The sequence below is a fragment of the Kribbella sp. NPDC049174 genome (genome assembly GCF_043197365.1).
In the GTDB taxonomy this organism is placed as follows: Bacteria; Actinomycetota; Actinomycetes; order Propionibacteriales; family Kribbellaceae; genus Kribbella.
In genome coordinates, this window is sequence record NZ_JBICSZ010000003.1 from 658,237 (window position 1) to 673,473 (window position 15,237).

16 protein-coding genes are annotated in these 15,237 nt (G+C 68.9%); 4 read left to right on the plus strand and 12 right to left on the minus strand.

Annotated elements, in window-relative coordinates; all coding sequences use genetic code 11:
* Positions 1 to 325: 325 nt before the first annotated feature.
* Positions 326 to 670: a UBP-type zinc finger domain-containing protein gene (locus ACGFIF_RS20435; RefSeq protein WP_393156382.1), complete on the plus strand. Its 345-nt coding sequence runs from the start codon at positions 326 to 328 to the stop codon at positions 668 to 670.
* Here the strand turns inward: ACGFIF_RS20435 and ACGFIF_RS20440 are convergent, their stop codons facing one another.
* The 6 genes from ACGFIF_RS20440 to ACGFIF_RS20465 all read right to left on the minus strand — a co-directional run bounded on the left by ACGFIF_RS20440 (position 671) and on the right by ACGFIF_RS20465 (position 7,284).
* Complete coding sequence (locus tag ACGFIF_RS20440; RefSeq protein ID WP_393156383.1) at positions 671 to 1,672, minus strand: proline racemase family protein; 1,002 nt, start codon at positions 1,670 to 1,672, stop codon at positions 671 to 673.
* Positions 1,669 to 2,571, minus strand: a complete 903-nt coding sequence (locus ACGFIF_RS20445) for a dihydrodipicolinate synthase family protein (RefSeq protein WP_393156385.1) — start codon at positions 2,569 to 2,571, stop codon at positions 1,669 to 1,671. The genes ACGFIF_RS20440 and ACGFIF_RS20445 overlap by 4 nt, the downstream gene beginning before the upstream one ends.
* Positions 2,568 to 4,256, minus strand: a complete 1,689-nt coding sequence (locus ACGFIF_RS20450) for an FAD-dependent oxidoreductase (RefSeq protein ID WP_393156386.1) — start codon at positions 4,254 to 4,256, stop codon at positions 2,568 to 2,570. Before ACGFIF_RS20450 ends, ACGFIF_RS20445 begins: the two co-directional genes overlap by 4 nt.
* Positions 4,253 to 5,413: an NAD(P)/FAD-dependent oxidoreductase gene (locus ACGFIF_RS20455; RefSeq protein WP_393156387.1), complete on the minus strand. Its 1,161-nt coding sequence runs from the start codon at positions 5,411 to 5,413 to the stop codon at positions 4,253 to 4,255. Before ACGFIF_RS20455 ends, ACGFIF_RS20450 begins: the two co-directional genes overlap by 4 nt.
* A gap of 75 nt (positions 5,414 to 5,488) precedes the next feature.
* Entirely contained in the window at positions 5,489 to 6,091 is a 603-nt protein-coding gene (locus ACGFIF_RS20460; protein ID WP_393156389.1) for a helix-turn-helix domain-containing protein, read from the minus strand.
* 140 nt (positions 6,092 to 6,231) lie between these two features.
* Positions 6,232 to 7,284 (minus strand): SDR family oxidoreductase, encoded by a 1,053-nt coding sequence (locus ACGFIF_RS20465; RefSeq protein ID WP_393156390.1) that lies wholly within the window; start codon positions 7,282 to 7,284, stop codon positions 6,232 to 6,234.
* Positions 7,285 to 7,354: 70 nt separating this feature from the next.
* On the opposite strand from ACGFIF_RS20465, the gene ACGFIF_RS20470 reads away from it, so the two are divergent.
* Entirely contained in the window at positions 7,355 to 8,215 is an 861-nt protein-coding gene (locus ACGFIF_RS20470) for a LysR family transcriptional regulator (RefSeq protein WP_393156391.1), read from the plus strand.
* On the opposite strand, the gene ACGFIF_RS20475 is transcribed toward ACGFIF_RS20470, so the two are convergent.
* Entirely contained in the window at positions 8,206 to 8,388 is a 183-nt protein-coding gene (locus tag ACGFIF_RS20475) for a DUF3099 domain-containing protein (protein WP_132210089.1), read from the minus strand. The two genes, ACGFIF_RS20470 and ACGFIF_RS20475, sit on opposite strands and share 10 nt — an antisense overlap.
* A gap of 1 nt (position 8,389) precedes the next feature.
* Positions 8,390 to 8,839 (minus strand): MarR family winged helix-turn-helix transcriptional regulator, encoded by a 450-nt coding sequence (locus tag ACGFIF_RS20480; protein ID WP_393156392.1) that lies wholly within the window; start codon positions 8,837 to 8,839, stop codon positions 8,390 to 8,392.
* Positions 8,840 to 8,962: 123 nt separating this feature from the next.
* On the opposite strand from ACGFIF_RS20480, the gene ACGFIF_RS20485 reads away from it, so the two are divergent.
* Positions 8,963 to 10,159, plus strand: a complete 1,197-nt coding sequence (locus ACGFIF_RS20485) for an MFS transporter (protein WP_393156393.1) — start codon at positions 8,963 to 8,965, stop codon at positions 10,157 to 10,159.
* A gap of 37 nt (positions 10,160 to 10,196) precedes the next feature.
* Here the strand turns inward: ACGFIF_RS20485 and ACGFIF_RS20490 are convergent, their stop codons facing one another.
* Both ACGFIF_RS20490 and ACGFIF_RS20495 read right to left on the minus strand, forming a co-directional pair.
* A complete protein-coding gene (locus tag ACGFIF_RS20490) occupies positions 10,197 to 10,949 on the minus strand; it encodes a class F sortase (RefSeq protein ID WP_393156394.1) in 753 nt (250 codons plus the stop codon).
* A 1-nt stretch (position 10,950) separates the two neighbouring features.
* On the minus strand, positions 10,951 to 11,901 hold the full coding sequence (locus ACGFIF_RS20495) for a hypothetical protein (protein ID WP_393156396.1): 951 nt from the start codon (positions 11,899 to 11,901) through the stop codon (positions 10,951 to 10,953).
* A 363-nt stretch (positions 11,902 to 12,264) separates the two neighbouring features.
* On the opposite strand from ACGFIF_RS20495, the gene ACGFIF_RS20500 reads away from it, so the two are divergent.
* Positions 12,265 to 12,972: a TetR/AcrR family transcriptional regulator gene (locus tag ACGFIF_RS20500; RefSeq protein ID WP_393156397.1), complete on the plus strand. Its 708-nt coding sequence runs from the start codon at positions 12,265 to 12,267 to the stop codon at positions 12,970 to 12,972.
* Between the two features lie 11 nt (positions 12,973 to 12,983).
* Here the strand turns inward: ACGFIF_RS20500 and ACGFIF_RS20505 are convergent, their stop codons facing one another.
* Complete coding sequence (locus ACGFIF_RS20505) at positions 12,984 to 14,252, minus strand: dihydrolipoamide acetyltransferase family protein (RefSeq protein WP_393156398.1); 1,269 nt, start codon at positions 14,250 to 14,252, stop codon at positions 12,984 to 12,986.
* Positions 14,249 to 15,235, minus strand: a complete 987-nt coding sequence (locus tag ACGFIF_RS20510) for an alpha-ketoacid dehydrogenase subunit beta (RefSeq protein ID WP_393156400.1) — start codon at positions 15,233 to 15,235, stop codon at positions 14,249 to 14,251. Before ACGFIF_RS20510 ends, ACGFIF_RS20505 begins: the two co-directional genes overlap by 4 nt.
* Positions 15,236 to 15,237: the final 2 nt, after the last annotated feature.

Consider the following 15,237-nt stretch of genomic DNA (forward strand, 5'->3'; position numbering starts at 1 on the left):
CGTCGGCGCGCGGCGGGTTCACAGGTGGGCCCGGGCACCGCTTCGCGGCGACCCACGATGTTGCGACAGCACGTGTCCAACCGGCGGCACGTGAAACAGGCGATAGCGAGCCGCGTGCACGCGACGTAGGAGCGGGCTAAGCGGCGGCGCCGTGGCGACCACAGCTGCCCCCGACCAGCACGCAGTCGACCAAGCGGCGGCAGCCGCGCAGACGAGGGCGGGTGGGAGCGGCCGGCGAGCACGCGACGAAGGTGCGCGCGTAGCGGACGCGTGGGTCTTCACACGGTGCTTGTCCAGGGGTGGCAGGCAGGCGAGGATGGCGGGCATGACGGAGATACCGGGGATCGACAGCAGTGTTCCGCCGAGTGGGACCGGGTGTGGGGATTGTCTGGAGGTCGGTGGGTGGTGGTTCCACCTTCGGCGGTGTGCGCAGTGCGGGCACGTCGGGTGTTGTGACTCGTCTCCGGCGCAGCACGCGTCGGCCCATTCAGCTGCGACCGGTCACCCGATCGTGCAGAGCTTCGAGCCAGGCGAGGATTGGTTCTGGCATTACGGCGAGGCGCAGTACTACGACGGCCCGGCCCTCGCGCCGCCGGACTCGCGCCCCGAGGATCAGCCGGTGCCAGGCGGGAACGTCCCCGCGGACTGGAAGTCGAAACTCAACCGCTGATCACAGCACGAAACCGGCTGGGAATGGGTCGTCGGGGTCGAGCAAGTACTGGCCCATGCCGGTGATCCAAGCCCGCCCACGCACAGTCGGTACGACGCCCGGCCGGTCGCCGACTGTGGTTTCCTCGAGCAGCCGGCCGGTGAACGAAGTACCGATGAAGGACTCGTTCACGAAGTCGACCCCGAGCGCCAGCTCACCACGGGCGTGCAGCTGAGCCATCCGCGCACACGTCCCGGTGCCGCACGGGGAGCGGTCGAACCAGCCGGGGTGGATCGCCATCGCGTTGCGCGAGTGGCTGCCGTTCTGACCCGGTGCGGTGAACTGGACGTGCTTGCAGCTGTGGATCCCCGGGTCCAGCGGATGCACCGGCCGGTCGGTGGCGTTGATCGCGGCCATGATGTCCAGGCCGGCCTTGAGGATCCGGTCCTTCTCGGCCCGGTCGAACGGCATGCCGAGCTGCTCCAGCGGCAGGATCGCGTAGAAGTTGCCGCCGTACGCCATGTCATACGTGACCGTCCCGAGTCCCGGCACGTCCACGGTCGCGTCGAGGGCGTGACTGTACGCCGGGACGTTCTGCAGCGTGACGTGTTCGGCACGACCGTTGTTCACGGCAACGTCCACGACGACCAGACCGGCCGGGGTGTCCAGCCGGACCTTCGTGATCGGCTCGGTCACCTCGACCATGCCCGACTCGACCAGCACCGTGGCCACGCCGATGGTGCCGTGACCGCACATCGGCAGGCAGCCGGACACCTCGACGTACAGCACACCCCAGTCGGCGTCGGACCGGGTCGGCGGCTGCAGGATCGCGCCGCTCATCGCGGAGTGACCGCGCGGCTCGTTCATCAGGAACAGCCGCAGGTCGTCCAGGTGCTTGACGAAGTACTCGCGCCGCTCGGCCATCGTCGTACCGGGGATGACGCCGACACCGCCGGTGACGACACGGGTCGGCATCCCCTCGGTGTGCGAGTCGATCGCGGTGATCGTCCGGACGGACCTCATCGCAAGCTCTCCACTGCTTTCTTCATGTCCTGCTCCAACTGGGCGACGTGCTCGGGGACCAGCGGTCCACGCGGCGGGCGGCACGGGCCGCCGTACCGGCCGACGTAGTCCATGCCGTACTTGATCGCCTGGACGAATTCGACCCGCGAGTCCCACCGGAACGCGGCGACGAGCGGCTCGTAGAGTGCCCGCGCCTCTTCCAGCTTGCCCTGTACGGCGAGGCCGTACAAACGGACCGACTCCTTCGGGAACACGTTCGGGAACCCGGCGAACCAGCCGGTCGCCCCCATCAGCAGCGCCTCCAGGGTGAGGTCGTCCGCGCCGGCGATGACAGCCAGGTCCGGGGCGAGCTCGCGGATCTCCAGGATCCGGCGGACGTCACCGGAGAACTCCTTCACCGCGACGATGTTCTCGATCTGTGCGATCTCGGCGAGCAGATCCGGGGTCAGGTCGACCTTGGTGTCGATCGGGTTGTTGTAGACCATCACCGGCAGACCGGCCTTGGCGACCTCGCTGAAGTGGTGGAGCACCTCACCGCGATTCGCCCGGTACATGGTCGGCGGCAGGCACAGCACTCCGTCGGCACCGTCCTCGGCCGCCTTCTCGGCCCACGCGCGAGCCTGGTGTGCGCCGACTCCATGGACTCCGACGACCACGACACCGTCGTCGCCGACGGCCTCGATCGCGGTCCGGGCGACGGCTCGGCGCTCGTCGTCGGTCAACGACGAGTACTCCCCCAGCGAGCCGTTCGGTCCGACCCCGCGGCAGCCGTTGTCGACCAGCCAGCGGCAGTGCTCGGCGAACTTGTCCAGATCGGGCCGCAACCCGGCCGGCGCGGTCGCATCCTCGGCGTACGGCAGTGCGGTGGCGACGATAACGCCGTCCAACTTCTCGCTCACAGCTCCTCCTGAGCCTCGGCCAGATCGCGCAGCCGGATGGGCACGGCGATCGGTCGTTTCATTGATGGTTCGGGTACGTCGTTCTGTTCGGCCAGGTCGGCCACGGTCCGGGCGCAGACCCGGCCCTGGCAGAGTCCGAGACCGGCGCGGCTGGTGAGTTTCAGCGCCCGCCCGTCGGCCACACCTCGCTCGACGACAGCACCTTCGATGTCGCCCCGCGTCACTTCCTCACACCGGCACACCACGGTCTCCGGGCCGCTCCAGCTCCGCCACCCGTCCCGCACCGGATACGCCTTCGCCAGCGCGGCCGCGAACCGCCGGCCCTTCTTCACTGTCTCTCGCTCACGACTCGTGAGGGCCTGTCCGGCGGCCGCGGCACCGGCCGCCCGCCCCTCGGCGGCAGCGAGGTCCGCACCGCCGATCCCGGTGAGCTCACCGGCCGCGAACACACCTGGGGTGGTGGTCTGCTGGTTCGCGTCGACGACAACCGCCGGGCCACCGTCCGGTCCGATGGTCAGCTCGCATCGGGCCGACACCGCCAACTCCAGTTGGGCCGTGAACCCGAAGCCCAGGCAGACGGCGTCGACCTCGACGCGGCGTTCGGATCCCTTGATCGGACGCCAGGTCTCGTCGAGGCGTGCGACGGTGACAGCCTCGACGTTCTCATCGCCGTGCGCGGCGATCACCGTCCACCCGTGCTTGAGCGAAATCCGGTGCCTCGCGAGCAGAGCGCCGTACCCGAGACCCTCCCGAATCTTGCCGGAAGCAACCAACGGATCCGTCGCCCAGCCCTTGCGGACGGTCTTCAGCGAGTTCGCCTCGAGCAGTCCGACAACCTTCGCGCCGACCCCGACCAACGACTCCGCGACAGGCAACAAGAACGGCCCAGTGCCGGCGACCAGCACCCGCTTCCCCACCGCAACCCGCTGCCCCTTGGCCAGCGCCTGTGCGGCACCCGCGCTGTAGACCCCCGGCAAATCCCAACCAGGGAAGGGAAGCACGCGATCGTAAGCCCCGGTCGCGAGCACGACCGCCGTCGCGTCCACCGCGAAGACCTCGCGCCCGACGCCATCAGCCGGCCCTCGCTGCACCCACAACCGATTGCCCTGCTCGAACGCCCACACAGACGTCTCCGCCAGATGGGTGATCCGCTCATGCGCCGCCAGCCGATCCCGCTTGCCGACAAAAGCCTTCCACCCATGCTGGAAACGCTGCGGTCGCCGCAGGTTGAACTCCTCCGGGGCTTGCCGGTTGAACTGCCCACCAACAGCCCGCGCACTGTCAATCAACAGCACGGTCGCCCCGGCATCCCCCGCCGCCAACGCCGCCGCAATCCCAGCAGGACCCGCCCCCACCACAACAACATCAGCCACCATCGGCGGCAGAGCTGAGGTTCCCTCCGCCTCCTCCGCCTCCTCCGGCCCGGAGGGCCGGGGTAGCACGGCGCCTTGTTGGGTGGTAATTGCGTCACCTTCGGCGATGGTGCGTTGGCAGGCTCGGATGTCTGGGATGCCGTTGACAACGACCAGGCAGTCGTAGCACGCGCCGATGCCGCAGAAGACCCCGCGGGGACGACCCTCGACGCGTGTGGTGCGCCAGGAGGATCGGCCGTTGGTCAGCAGTGCGGCGGCGACAGTCTGGCCGGGTGCTGCCTCGACCGGCTCTCCGTTCACGGTGATCTTCATGCGGCCAGCACCGCCGGGCGGTCGACGCGGAAGGGGTCCGGGGCGATGTGGGGCGTGAGGCCGAGGAAGAGTTCGGTGATGAGGCGGCCGGTGGAGGGGGCCAGGCCGATACCGGCGCCTTCGTGGCCGGTTGCGTGCCAGAGTCCTGCGATGCGCGGGTCCGGGCCGATGACCGGCAGGTGATCCGGTGCATACGGCCGGAACCCGCCGTACGCGCGCATCACCGGCACGTCTCCCAGGAACGGGAACAACCCGACCGCCTTCCGCGCGAGCTCCCGCATGACCTTCACCCGGATCGAGTCGTCGAACCCGATCCGCTCGCGGCTCGATCCGATCAGTACGGTCCCGGCCCGCGTCGACTCCACCACCGTCGATGTCTGCAGGTCCGCGTCCCCGCTCCCGACCGCGCCGACGTAGTCCGCGTCGTACACCTTGTGCCGTACGCATTCCGGCAGCGGCGCGGTGACGAGGATCATCCCGCGCCGCGGCAGCACCTGGATCGGCGCACCCGCGGCCGCCCCGAACGCCCCGGCCCACGGCCCGCACGCGTTCAGCACCGCACCACACGCGATCCCGCCGGCTGACGTCTCGAGACCAACCACTCGGCCAGCGACAGTCCGGACCGACAACGCATCCACACCCGGCCGCACCGAACCCCCGCGATCCCGTACGGCAGTCAGCAGAGCAGTCGCCGCAAGCACCGGCTGCACCTGCGCGTCATCGGGATAATGCACCCCGATCGTCACGTTGCGCGTGAGCAGCGGCTCGAGCTCGAACGCCTCCGCCGGCGTGATCACCCGCGCGTCGATACCGGCCGCCTGCTGCTTGGCCGCAAACGCCTTCAGCGGCCCCGGATCGGTCGTCGCCACGACGACTCCCCCCTTGGACTCCCACTCCACATCCGCGACGCGCTCCGGCAGTCGACCCAGTACGGCGCCCCACTCGGCGCGCGACGCGATCGCCAGCTCGAGCTCGGGCCCGGGCTCCTTGTCGGAGACCAGCACGTTGCCCTCACCGGAGGCCGTCGTACCCGAGGCCGCGGCTCCACGATCGACCACGACGACCTTCACGCCGGCCGCGGTCAGCGCCTCCGCGCAGGCCGCCCCGACGATGCCGGCGCCCACGACAACCACGTCGGCCGTCGCAGCTCCAGGCATCGCAGTCTCTCCTCGCCGTTCACTAAAATGAACGATATCGAGCGTACGGCGAGATCCCGGCTCAGGTCAACGCAGTCAGCCGGGCAGATGTGGGCTGCCGGGGGTGATCGGGTGCGCGTCCGGCGGGTACTCGAGCAGCAGGACCGACCGGACCGGGCCGTCCAGCGCCTCGTACTCGTGCGGTCCGCCGGCTCGGAACGCGAGGTAGTCGCCCTCGCCCAACTCCTCGGTCCGCCCCCGCGAGGTCACCCGCAAGCGCCCGCTCAGGACGATGTGATGCTCGGTACCGGGATGCCCGTCCGAATGCTGAACGGCACCGGGCCGGACCTCCTGGTTGTAGATCTCGAACAGCCCACCCGGGTGCTCCAGCCGCCGCAGCATCCGCAGATCGATCGCCTCACCGGACAGGATGTCGATGTCCGCGGACCGCACCAGGACCACATCAGCGCTCGGTGCCTCGCTCAGCAGCGCCGACACCGGTACGCCGAGAGCGTTCGACAGACTGAACACCGTCTCGATCGTCGGGTTGCCCGCCCCGGACTCCAGTTGTGACAGCGTGCCCTTCGCGATCCCGGACCGCCGGGCCAGCTCGGACAACGAGATCCCCTGCTCGTCCCGCCGCGCCCGCAGATTCGCACCGAGCAACTTACCCGCACCCATCGCCACAGCCCGGAGCATGCCATATTGATGGCCGCGCCTCCGGCACGGCGTGGTCACGGGGCCTTGGCTCCCGGCCTTCCCTCGTCACTCCAGTCGCTTCGCTCCCTCCGCTCTTCAGTCCAGGCCGGGAGGCCCCGTGACCGGCGTGGACCTCCTCCTCAGGGGATGACCCGGCGCCGCCGCAGCTCCGCGAAGATGCCGAAGAACATCTCGTCGGTGGCGACGTACTCGTGGAATCCGGCCCGCCGGGCCTTGGAGGAGTCGGCGAAGAAGTCGTAGTCCCAGCCGAAGACGAAATCGGCGAACGGCCAGGACGAGACCTCCGCGTACGAGGTGTCCGCCAGGCCGTACCTCGCCTGCAACTCCTTCCACAGCGGCGCCTTGTCGGCCATCACGTCCGACAACGACATCTGCAACGGCGGCGCGACCTCGAGGCCGAACCAGCCGGCCAGCTTCGGCCACAGCTCGTTCCAGCGGAACAGGTCGCCGTTCGTGATGTTGAACGCCTGGTTCGCCGCGGCCGGCGCGGTCGCCGCCCAGACCGTTGCCTTGGCCAACAACCCGGCGTCGGTCAGCTCGAGCAGGGCGTCGTACGCGCCGGGCTTGCCGGGGAAGCGCAGCGGTACGCCGAGTTCCTTCGACATGGACGCGTAGACGGCGACCGCCACCGCGAGGTTCATCGGGTTACCCAGGGCGACGCCGCCGACGACGGACGGGCGGAGCGCCGACCAGGTCCACGACTTGCCTTGTTGGCGGTGCTCCAGGAACTGCTGCTGGTCGACGTTGAACTCCGGCGGCAGGTGCGGCGGGTCGTCCTCACGGGCCGGCGTCTTGAACGGCCCGAGGTGCGCGCCGTACACCTTGTAGCCCTGCATCAGGCTGACGTGCCGCAACCCGCGCGCGACCGGCTCGATCGCGTCGACCACGTTGACCAGCATGGCGAGGTTCGGCGGCACCAGCTCGGCCCAGGTCGGGCGATCCTGGTACGCGACGTAGAACACGTGCGTCACGTCGGTAAGGCCGGACGACTTCGCCCGCGTGTCGTCCGGATCGAGCAGGTCGACAGCGACGTGCTGGACCCGGCCTGGTACGTCGACACCGCCGCGACGGGACAGCCCGATCACTCGCCAATCACCCAGCGACGCCAGATGCTCGACCAGATTCGTCCCGATCACACCGCGCGCACCGACCACCAAAGCAACTTTGTCCATGTCTACAGCCTCGCTGACCTGCGCGGATAAGACCAAGGCATAGTTTTCACCGAAGTCATAAACTCAGATCATGACGACGTTGAGGCAGCTCGAGTACCTGGTGACCGTGGTCGACCACGGGTCGTTCACGAAGGCGGCCGAGCTGCTGCACGTGACGCAGCCGGCGCTGTCCCATCAGATCCGCGCGCTGGAGCGATCCGCTGGTGGACCGCTGCTCGAGCGACTGCCGCGCAACGTCCGGCTGACCCCGACCGGCCGCGCGATGATGCCGCACGCCCGGGCCGCCCTCGCCGATGCCGAACGCGCCCGCTGCGCCGCCCGCCAAGCTGCGGGCCTGGAGGTCGGCGAGCTCCAGATCGCCACCCTCTACTCGATCACCTTGGGAGTGCTTCCGGCGGCGCTGCGCAAGTGGCGGCAGGCCTATCCGAACGTCGGCATCCGGTTGTTCGAGCACCGCCACACCGACGAGCTGATCGAGGCGATGAACGCGGGCCAGGCGGATCTGGCCGTCGGCCCGGAGCCGGCGGGCTGGCAGGGCAAGACCTACACACTCGGCACCGAGGAGTTGGTAGTCGTGGTGGCCGCCGACGACCCAGCCGCGATTGGAGACACCATCTCCTTGAAGGATCTCGCCGATCGCTCGTGGGTGCACTACACCCCTGGTCACGGGCTAGCCGACGTACTCGATCGCGCTTGTGCACAAGCAGGTTTCGAGCCACGCGTCGCCGTGCGCACCGAGCAAACCGCTGCGGCTCCGGCCCTAGCCACCGCTGGACTCGGACCGGCACTGGTCCCCGACAACATCCTGCCCAAAGGCTTCGAGGGACACGTCCTGCGCCCCGATCCCCCGGTCTGCCGGACGCTGACGGCGTACACCCGCGGTGAGCCCGACCCACTCGCCGCAGCCTTTATCGACGTCCTTCAGTCCTGACCCCAGTTGGCCACGATGACCGCGATCGGGGGCAGCACCGCCGCGACCGCGCTCATTCCGATCGCGACCGGCACGGAGAACAGCCGTACGACGAACCACGCCAGGCCGATCAGGACCAGGCAGCTCCCCATCAGCCAGTAATAGAGCTTGCGGTTGTCGTACCGCCGGGCCATCTCAGACCTTCAGCGACAGCTTGCCCAGGGCATCGACCAGCGGAGCCAGCTCGGGCAGGTCGGCGGCCTTGTCCAGGGCCGACGTCAGTACTGCGTCGTGCGTTGGCTGGGCCTGGTCGAGCAGGTCGCGGCCGGCCTCGGTGACCTCGGTGTAGATGCCGCGACGGTCCGTCGGGCACAGGTACCGCTGCAGCAGCTTGCGATCCTCCAGCCGGTTCACCAGCCGGGTCGTCGCGGACTGACTCAGCACGACCGCGTTCGACAGCTGGTTCATCCGCAGGTGGTAGTCGTCCTGCCGGGCGAGTACGTCGAGCACGCTGTACTCACTCACCGAGAGCGCGTGCTGTTTCTGCAGCGCACGCTCCAGCTCGTCCTCGATCCGGGCATGCAGGGCCGCCAGCGTCCGCCACCCCTGCGCCCGCGCCTCCGCGGCGTCATCAGGTAGTCCCACGGCACCTCCAGTTGAACTTTACGAATGCATGAGCCATCATAGCGCTTGTGCAATAGCCCGCGTCTGCAACTATCGCGGACGCCGGTAACAGTCATCAGACTACATACGAGGAGACCGTCAGTCATGCCCGCAGCCCTGCTGGCCCTCGCGATCGGTGCGTTCGGGATCGGAACCACCGAGTTCGTCATCATGGGTCTGCTGCCCGAGGTCGCGACCGACTTCGGCGTCAGCATCCCGTCCGCCGGTCTGCTCATCTCCGGCTACGCGCTCGGCGTCGTGGTCGGCGCCCCACTGCTCACCGCGATCGGGTCCAAGGTGTCCCGCAAGACCGTGCTGGTCGCGCTGATGGGTGTGTTCATCGCCGGCAACCTGCTGTCCGCGATCGCTCCGTCGTACGGCGTCCTGATGACCGGGCGGATCGTGGCCGCGCTGTCCCACGGCGCGTTCTTCGGGGTCGGCTCGGTGGTCGCCGCGTCCCTGGTTCCGAAAGCGAAGCAGGCGAGCGCGATCGCGTTGATGTTCACCGGCCTGACCGTGGCCAACGTGTTCGGCGTCCCGGGCGGTACGGCGCTCGGCCAGCAGTTCGGCTGGCGATCGACCTTCTGGGCCGTCACCGCACTCGGCGTCGTCGGCTTGCTCGGCATCGTCTTTCTCGTGCCGCGACAGAGCACCGCCGAAGGCCCCGGCCTGCGCAGTGAGTTGGCCGTCTTCAAGAACCTGCAGGTGTGGCTCGCGCTGGCGATGACCGCGCTCGGGTTCGCCGGGGTGTTCGCGTCGTTCACCTACATCGCGCCGATGATGACCGAGGTCGCCGGCTTCTCGTCCGGTGCGGTGACCTGGCTGCTGGTGCTGTTCGGCGGCGGGCTCGTAGTAGGCAATCTGCTCGGCGGCAAGGCGGCCGACCGGTCGCTGATGCCGAGCCTGTACGTGATCCTCGCGCTGCTGGCCGTCGTACTGGCGGCGTTCGTGTTCACCGCGCAGGGGCACGTGTCGTCAGCGGTGACGATCGCGGTCTTCGGTGCGGCCGGGTTCGCCACCGTGGCGCCGCTGCAGAAGCGGGTGATGGACAAGGCGAAGGGCGCGCCGGCGCTGGCCTCCGCGGCCAACATCGCCGCCTTCAACCTGGGGAACGCGGTCGGCGCGTACCTCGGTGGGCTGACCATCGAGCACGGCCTCGGCTACACCGCACCCAACTGGGTCGGCGCCGCCTTGGCTGCCTCCGGCCTGGCCGTCGCCCTGATCTCCGGCCTGCTGGACCGCCGGCGCACCGCACTGGTCGACCAGCCCGTCTCGGCTCTGACCGCCCAGATCAACAGCTGAGCTGCTGACGAGTGGCCGGCCCACGGGGGCCGGCCACTTACGTCTTCTTCGGTACGGCGACCACGACAGCGTTGCTGAGGTACGCCGTACCGTCCCAGTCCTCGCAGGTGACCAGAACGAGGCGTCCCGGGACGCTCTGGTTGAAGAGCTGCGCAGCCTGATTGGCCAGCGCCTTCTTCCGATAGGTCGTCACCGACGAGACCACGTAGTTGATCGTGCCGCGGCCGGTGGTCACCGTGACCGCGTCACCGGCAGCCAGTTCGTCGAGATCGTCGAACGCGCCGCCGCCGTCGTGCACGGTGTGGCCGGTGATGATGGCCGAGCCCGTGGCCGCGCCGGGCTGAGCTCCATCGGACCACCAGCCGACCAAGCGCGGGTTGGACGGCGGGATGAGAGTGCCGCCGCGAGCGTGGATGCCGAGCACCCGGGCGGAGATGCCCAGGCTGGGCACCGTCACCTTGACCGGATTCCCCGGCCGGGCCGGCGCGGTACTCACCACCTCAGGCGGGAACGTGGTGCTCGGTGTCGTGGTGGCCTTCGACGACGGCTGCGTCGTCGGCCGTGTCGACTGTGTCGACTGTGTCGGTACGACGGACGTCGTGGGCGGAGCCACGGAACTGGAGGCCGACGAGGGGCCGGCAGCGGTGGTCTGCTGCCGGCCCTCTTCAGCGTCGCTCGTCCTGAACTCGAGGTAGCCCCCGGTCAGGAGAAGTGCTGCGCCGGCCGCCAGGGCCCCGATCGTCCACCACGATGAACGAGCGCGGCCCGGGCGGCGACGCTTCGCAGACATGTCAGGCAGCGTGCTGACCGCGCGTCTGCCGGGACTTCAGGATGCCGGCGAACACCAGCACACCACCGAGCATGAGCAGGGCGATCCCCCACAGGCTCTGGCTGCTGGACATGGCCTTGAGTCCGCCGGACTGACCCGCATCGATCTCGGTCGGAACCGCGATCGGGCTGCTCGGCGAGCTGGTCGGGCTCTCCGACGGCGTGGCCGACGGAGACTCGGACGGGGACTCGCTCGGCGACTCACTCGGAGTCTCAGAGGGGGTCTCCGACGGGGTTTCGCTCGGCGTCTCGGAAGGCGTCTCGCTCGGGGTCTCCGACGGGGTCTCGCTCGGCGTCTCGGAAGGCGTCTCGCTCGGGGTCTCCGACGGGGTCTCGCTCGGCGTCTCCGAAGGCGTCTCCGACGGGGTCTCGGACGGAGTCTCAGTCGGCGTCGGGGTCGGCGTCGGCGTGGTGGTCACCTTCTTGACGCAGAAGGTGACGTGACTGATGCCGTAGTACTTGTCGTTGTTCTCGTTCACCGGCGTGTGCAGACCGGCGTCCGCGGTCTTCCCGGCCGGCTGGTAGTTGTAGTAGTTGGCCGCCGGACCACCCTTCATCAGCACGGCGAGCACGACGCCACCCGTGGCGGTGAAGCTGACCTGCTGGCCGCCGGTCTGGTCACCGGCGTGATCCGGGTCGTCACCCTGCAGGACGCTCACGCTCCAGGTCACCGTCACGCCGTCCGCGGTGTCCGAACCAGGCGTCGGCGGGTCGAACTTGATCTCGGTCGAGCCCGGGATCACGTTCTCGCAGTTCGGGTTGCCGGTGATGATCTCGCCACTTGCGGAGGCGGACGGAGCCATCGCGAGGGTGACGCCGCCCAGCACGAGCGCCAGTGCGCCGGCGCTGCTGAGGAGCGCGACCGCGCGGGAGCGCTTCGGCCGCATGCCCGCGTTCACCGATGTGTCGTTCACAAGTCTTCCCACCCATGGTTGTGGCCGGTCGAACAACCGGCAGAGTCTTCGGTGGCCCCCCGGGATCCATCCCCCGGACGGACCAGGCGGTTCAAGCCTTCCGTCGGTACCGGCCTGAGCCGGTGTGCGCCGGATCCCCAGACCAGGCACGTCTTTCGTGTGCTCCGGCCCACCCCGCGGGAACCTCGGCCCTCGGCATTCTGGGGCCCAGGAGTCGCCCCATGCAAGTAATCGAGGCCCGACTCGCCGTGTTCCTTACGTTTTGCAACCGAACCGTTTCCAGCCCCGACAGAGAGTAGTTGCCTTTCGCCACTAAAACAGTGTTTTAGCTTGCAAAACACCGTATTCGCTATGCTCTGCCGGGTGGCGCGCGAAGCGAACGACAAGACGGTGCTCGGATCGGTGTGGTTGCGGGCCGATCCGACCGCGACGCGGGCCCCGCTGAGCCGCGACGACATCGTCCGTACTGCGATCAAAGTGCTGGATCGCGACGGGCTGGACACGTTCTCGATGCGGCGGATGGCGGCCGAGCTCGGCACCGCCGCGACCTCCGCGCTGTACTGGCGGGTTGCGAACAAGAACGACCTGCTCGAGCTCGCCGTCGACGAGGTTCTGGGCGAGGCACTCGTACCGACCGGGACCGGCGACTGGCGCGACCAGGTGACGGTCCTGGCGACAGCGGCGTACGAGGCTCTGTGGGCGCATCCATGGGCGACGCAGTTGCTGGCGTCGCATGCCGGGCTAGGCCCGAACTACCAGGGTCTGGCCGAGCGGATCCTGAACGTGCTGAGCTCTGCCGGGTTCAAAGGCGTGCATCTGGATGCTGCCGTGTCGGCCGTCTTCCACTATCTGATCGGCGCGGCCGTGACGGATGCGGCGTGGACGGCGACGGTACGGCGAAGTGGTCTGACCGAACACGAATGGGCCACCGCGGCCGGCGATCAGCTCGGTGTCGGTGCGGCCAGCCTGGCGGCGTACCTGAGCCGGGAGAACTTGGCCGGCCCGGAAGCCCGCTTCACCAGCGGGCTCCGAGCCGTCCTGATCGGGCTGCGACCGCGACAGCTGTCCTGACGACCGGCCTTCTACAGGTCGGCGAAGACCGAGGCCGGGTTCTCGAAGGCGTCAGCAACGAAGCGGAGGAAGGCGGCCGCTGTGCCGCCGTCGCAGACGCGGTGATCGAAGACGAGCGACAGCTGGGTCAGCTTGCGGATCGCGATCTGGCCGTCGACCACCCAAGGGCGGTCGATGATCCGGCCGACACCGAGGATCGCGACCTGCGGATGGTTGATGATCGCCGCACTGCCGTCCACACCGAAGCTGCCGTAGTTGTTCAGCGTGAACGTCCCACAGCCCAGCTCGTACGGCGTCAGTCGCCCGGCCCGCGCGGATTCGGTCAATCGCTTGATCTCGGCGTCCAGGGCGCGCGTGGTCAGCCGGTGCGCGTTCGGCACCGCCGGTACGACGAGACCGCGGTCGGTCTGCGCCGCGAGGCCGAGGTTGATCCCGTCGTACTGGACGAGTTCTTCCCGCTCGGTGTCGACGAACCCGTTCAGCTCCGGGTACTTCTGCAGCCCGGCCACCACGAACCGCGCCATCAACGCGAGCAGCCCCGGCCCGGAGTCCTTTGCCGACCGCAACGACTCGCGCAACTCCACCAGCGCGGTCGCGTCCACGTCCACCCACGTCGTCGCCTCCGGAATCTCCGCGCGGCTCCGGCTCAACGTCGCCGCCACCGCCTTCCGGAACCCACTCATCGGTGTCCGCCGCAACTCGCCCAACCCGGTCCGAGAGTCCTGCTCGGTCGGCGTCGCAGGCGCCGCGGGCGTCGGCTCGAGTCGACGCGCGATCGCCAGCTCCACATCCCGCCGCACGATCAACCCATCCGGCCCCGACCCGGCCAGACTCTTCAGATCCACCTCAGCATCCCGAGCCATCCGCCGCACGAGCGGCGAGATCACCAACGGCACCTTCGAAGCCGTGGTTGTCGGCTCTGTTCTGTGCACCTCGGTCCGCGGTTTACGACGCCGACCCGAAGTCGCGCCTTCACCCGTCCCATAGCCGATCAGAACGTTGCCCGATCCCGCCTTCTCCTCCTCGCGGTACGCCGTCCCAGCATCGGCTTCCGCGATGGTGATCAGCGGCTTGCCGACCGGGATCACCGTGCCGGGCTCGCCGTGGAGTTCTTCGACCACGCCGGCGTACGGCGACGGCAGCTCGACCACGGACTTGGCGGTCTCGACCTCGGCGACCGGGGCGTCGACGGTGATGATGTCGCCGACCTTCACCAGCCAGCGGACGATCTCCCCCTCGGTCAGCCCCTCACCGAGGTCCGGCAGCAGGAATGTGTTCACGAGTCCTCCCACTGCAGGTCGTCGATCGCGTCGAGGATCCGGTCCACACCGGGCAGCTGGTACTTCTCCAGCTTCGGCGGCGGGTACGGGATGTCGAACCCGGTCACCCGCCGGATCGGCGCGGCCAGCGAGTGGAAGCACCGTTCGGTGACCCGGGCAACGATCTCCGACGACACACTGGCGAACCCGCTCGCCTCCGCGACCACGACAGCCCGCCCGGTACGACGTACCGCCGCACTCACCGTCTCGTCGTCGAACGGCACGATCGACCGCAGATCCACCACGGTCAGCTGCCGGCCCTCGGCAGCCGCGACCTCGGCCGCTTCGAGCGCGACCGGCACCGTCGGCCCGTACGCGATCAACGTCGCGTCCGCGCCCTCCCGCCGTACGACGGCCGTGCCGATGCCGGGCTGGTCCTCGGTGAGATCGACTTCCTCCTTGGCCCAGTAGAGCTTCTTCGGCTCCATGAACACCACCGGGTCCGGGAACTCGATTGCCTTGCGCAACAAGGTGTACGCGTCCGCGACGGTGGCCGGCGCGACCACGGTGAGCCCCGGGGTGTGCGCGTAGTAGCTCTCGGACGAGTCGCAGTGGTGCTCGACGCCGCCGATCCCACCGGCGCACGGCATCCGGATCACCATCGGCAGCGTGACCCGGCCGCGGGTCCGGTTACGCATCTTGGCGACGTGCGAGACGATCTGCTCGAACGCCGGGTACCCGAACGCGTCGAACTGCATCTCGACCACCGGCCGCATCCCGTTCATCGCCAGCCCGACCGCCATCCCGACGATGCCGGACTCGGCCAGCGGCGTGTCGAAGCACCGGTCCTCGCCGAACTCCGCGGTCAGCCCGTCGGTGATCCGGAAAACCCCGCCCAAGGCACCGACGTCCTCACCGAACATCAGCACGGTGTCGTCGGCCTTCATCGCGTCCCGCAGCGCCTGGTTGAGCGCCTGCGCCATGGTGATCTTCACGTGCGTCATGG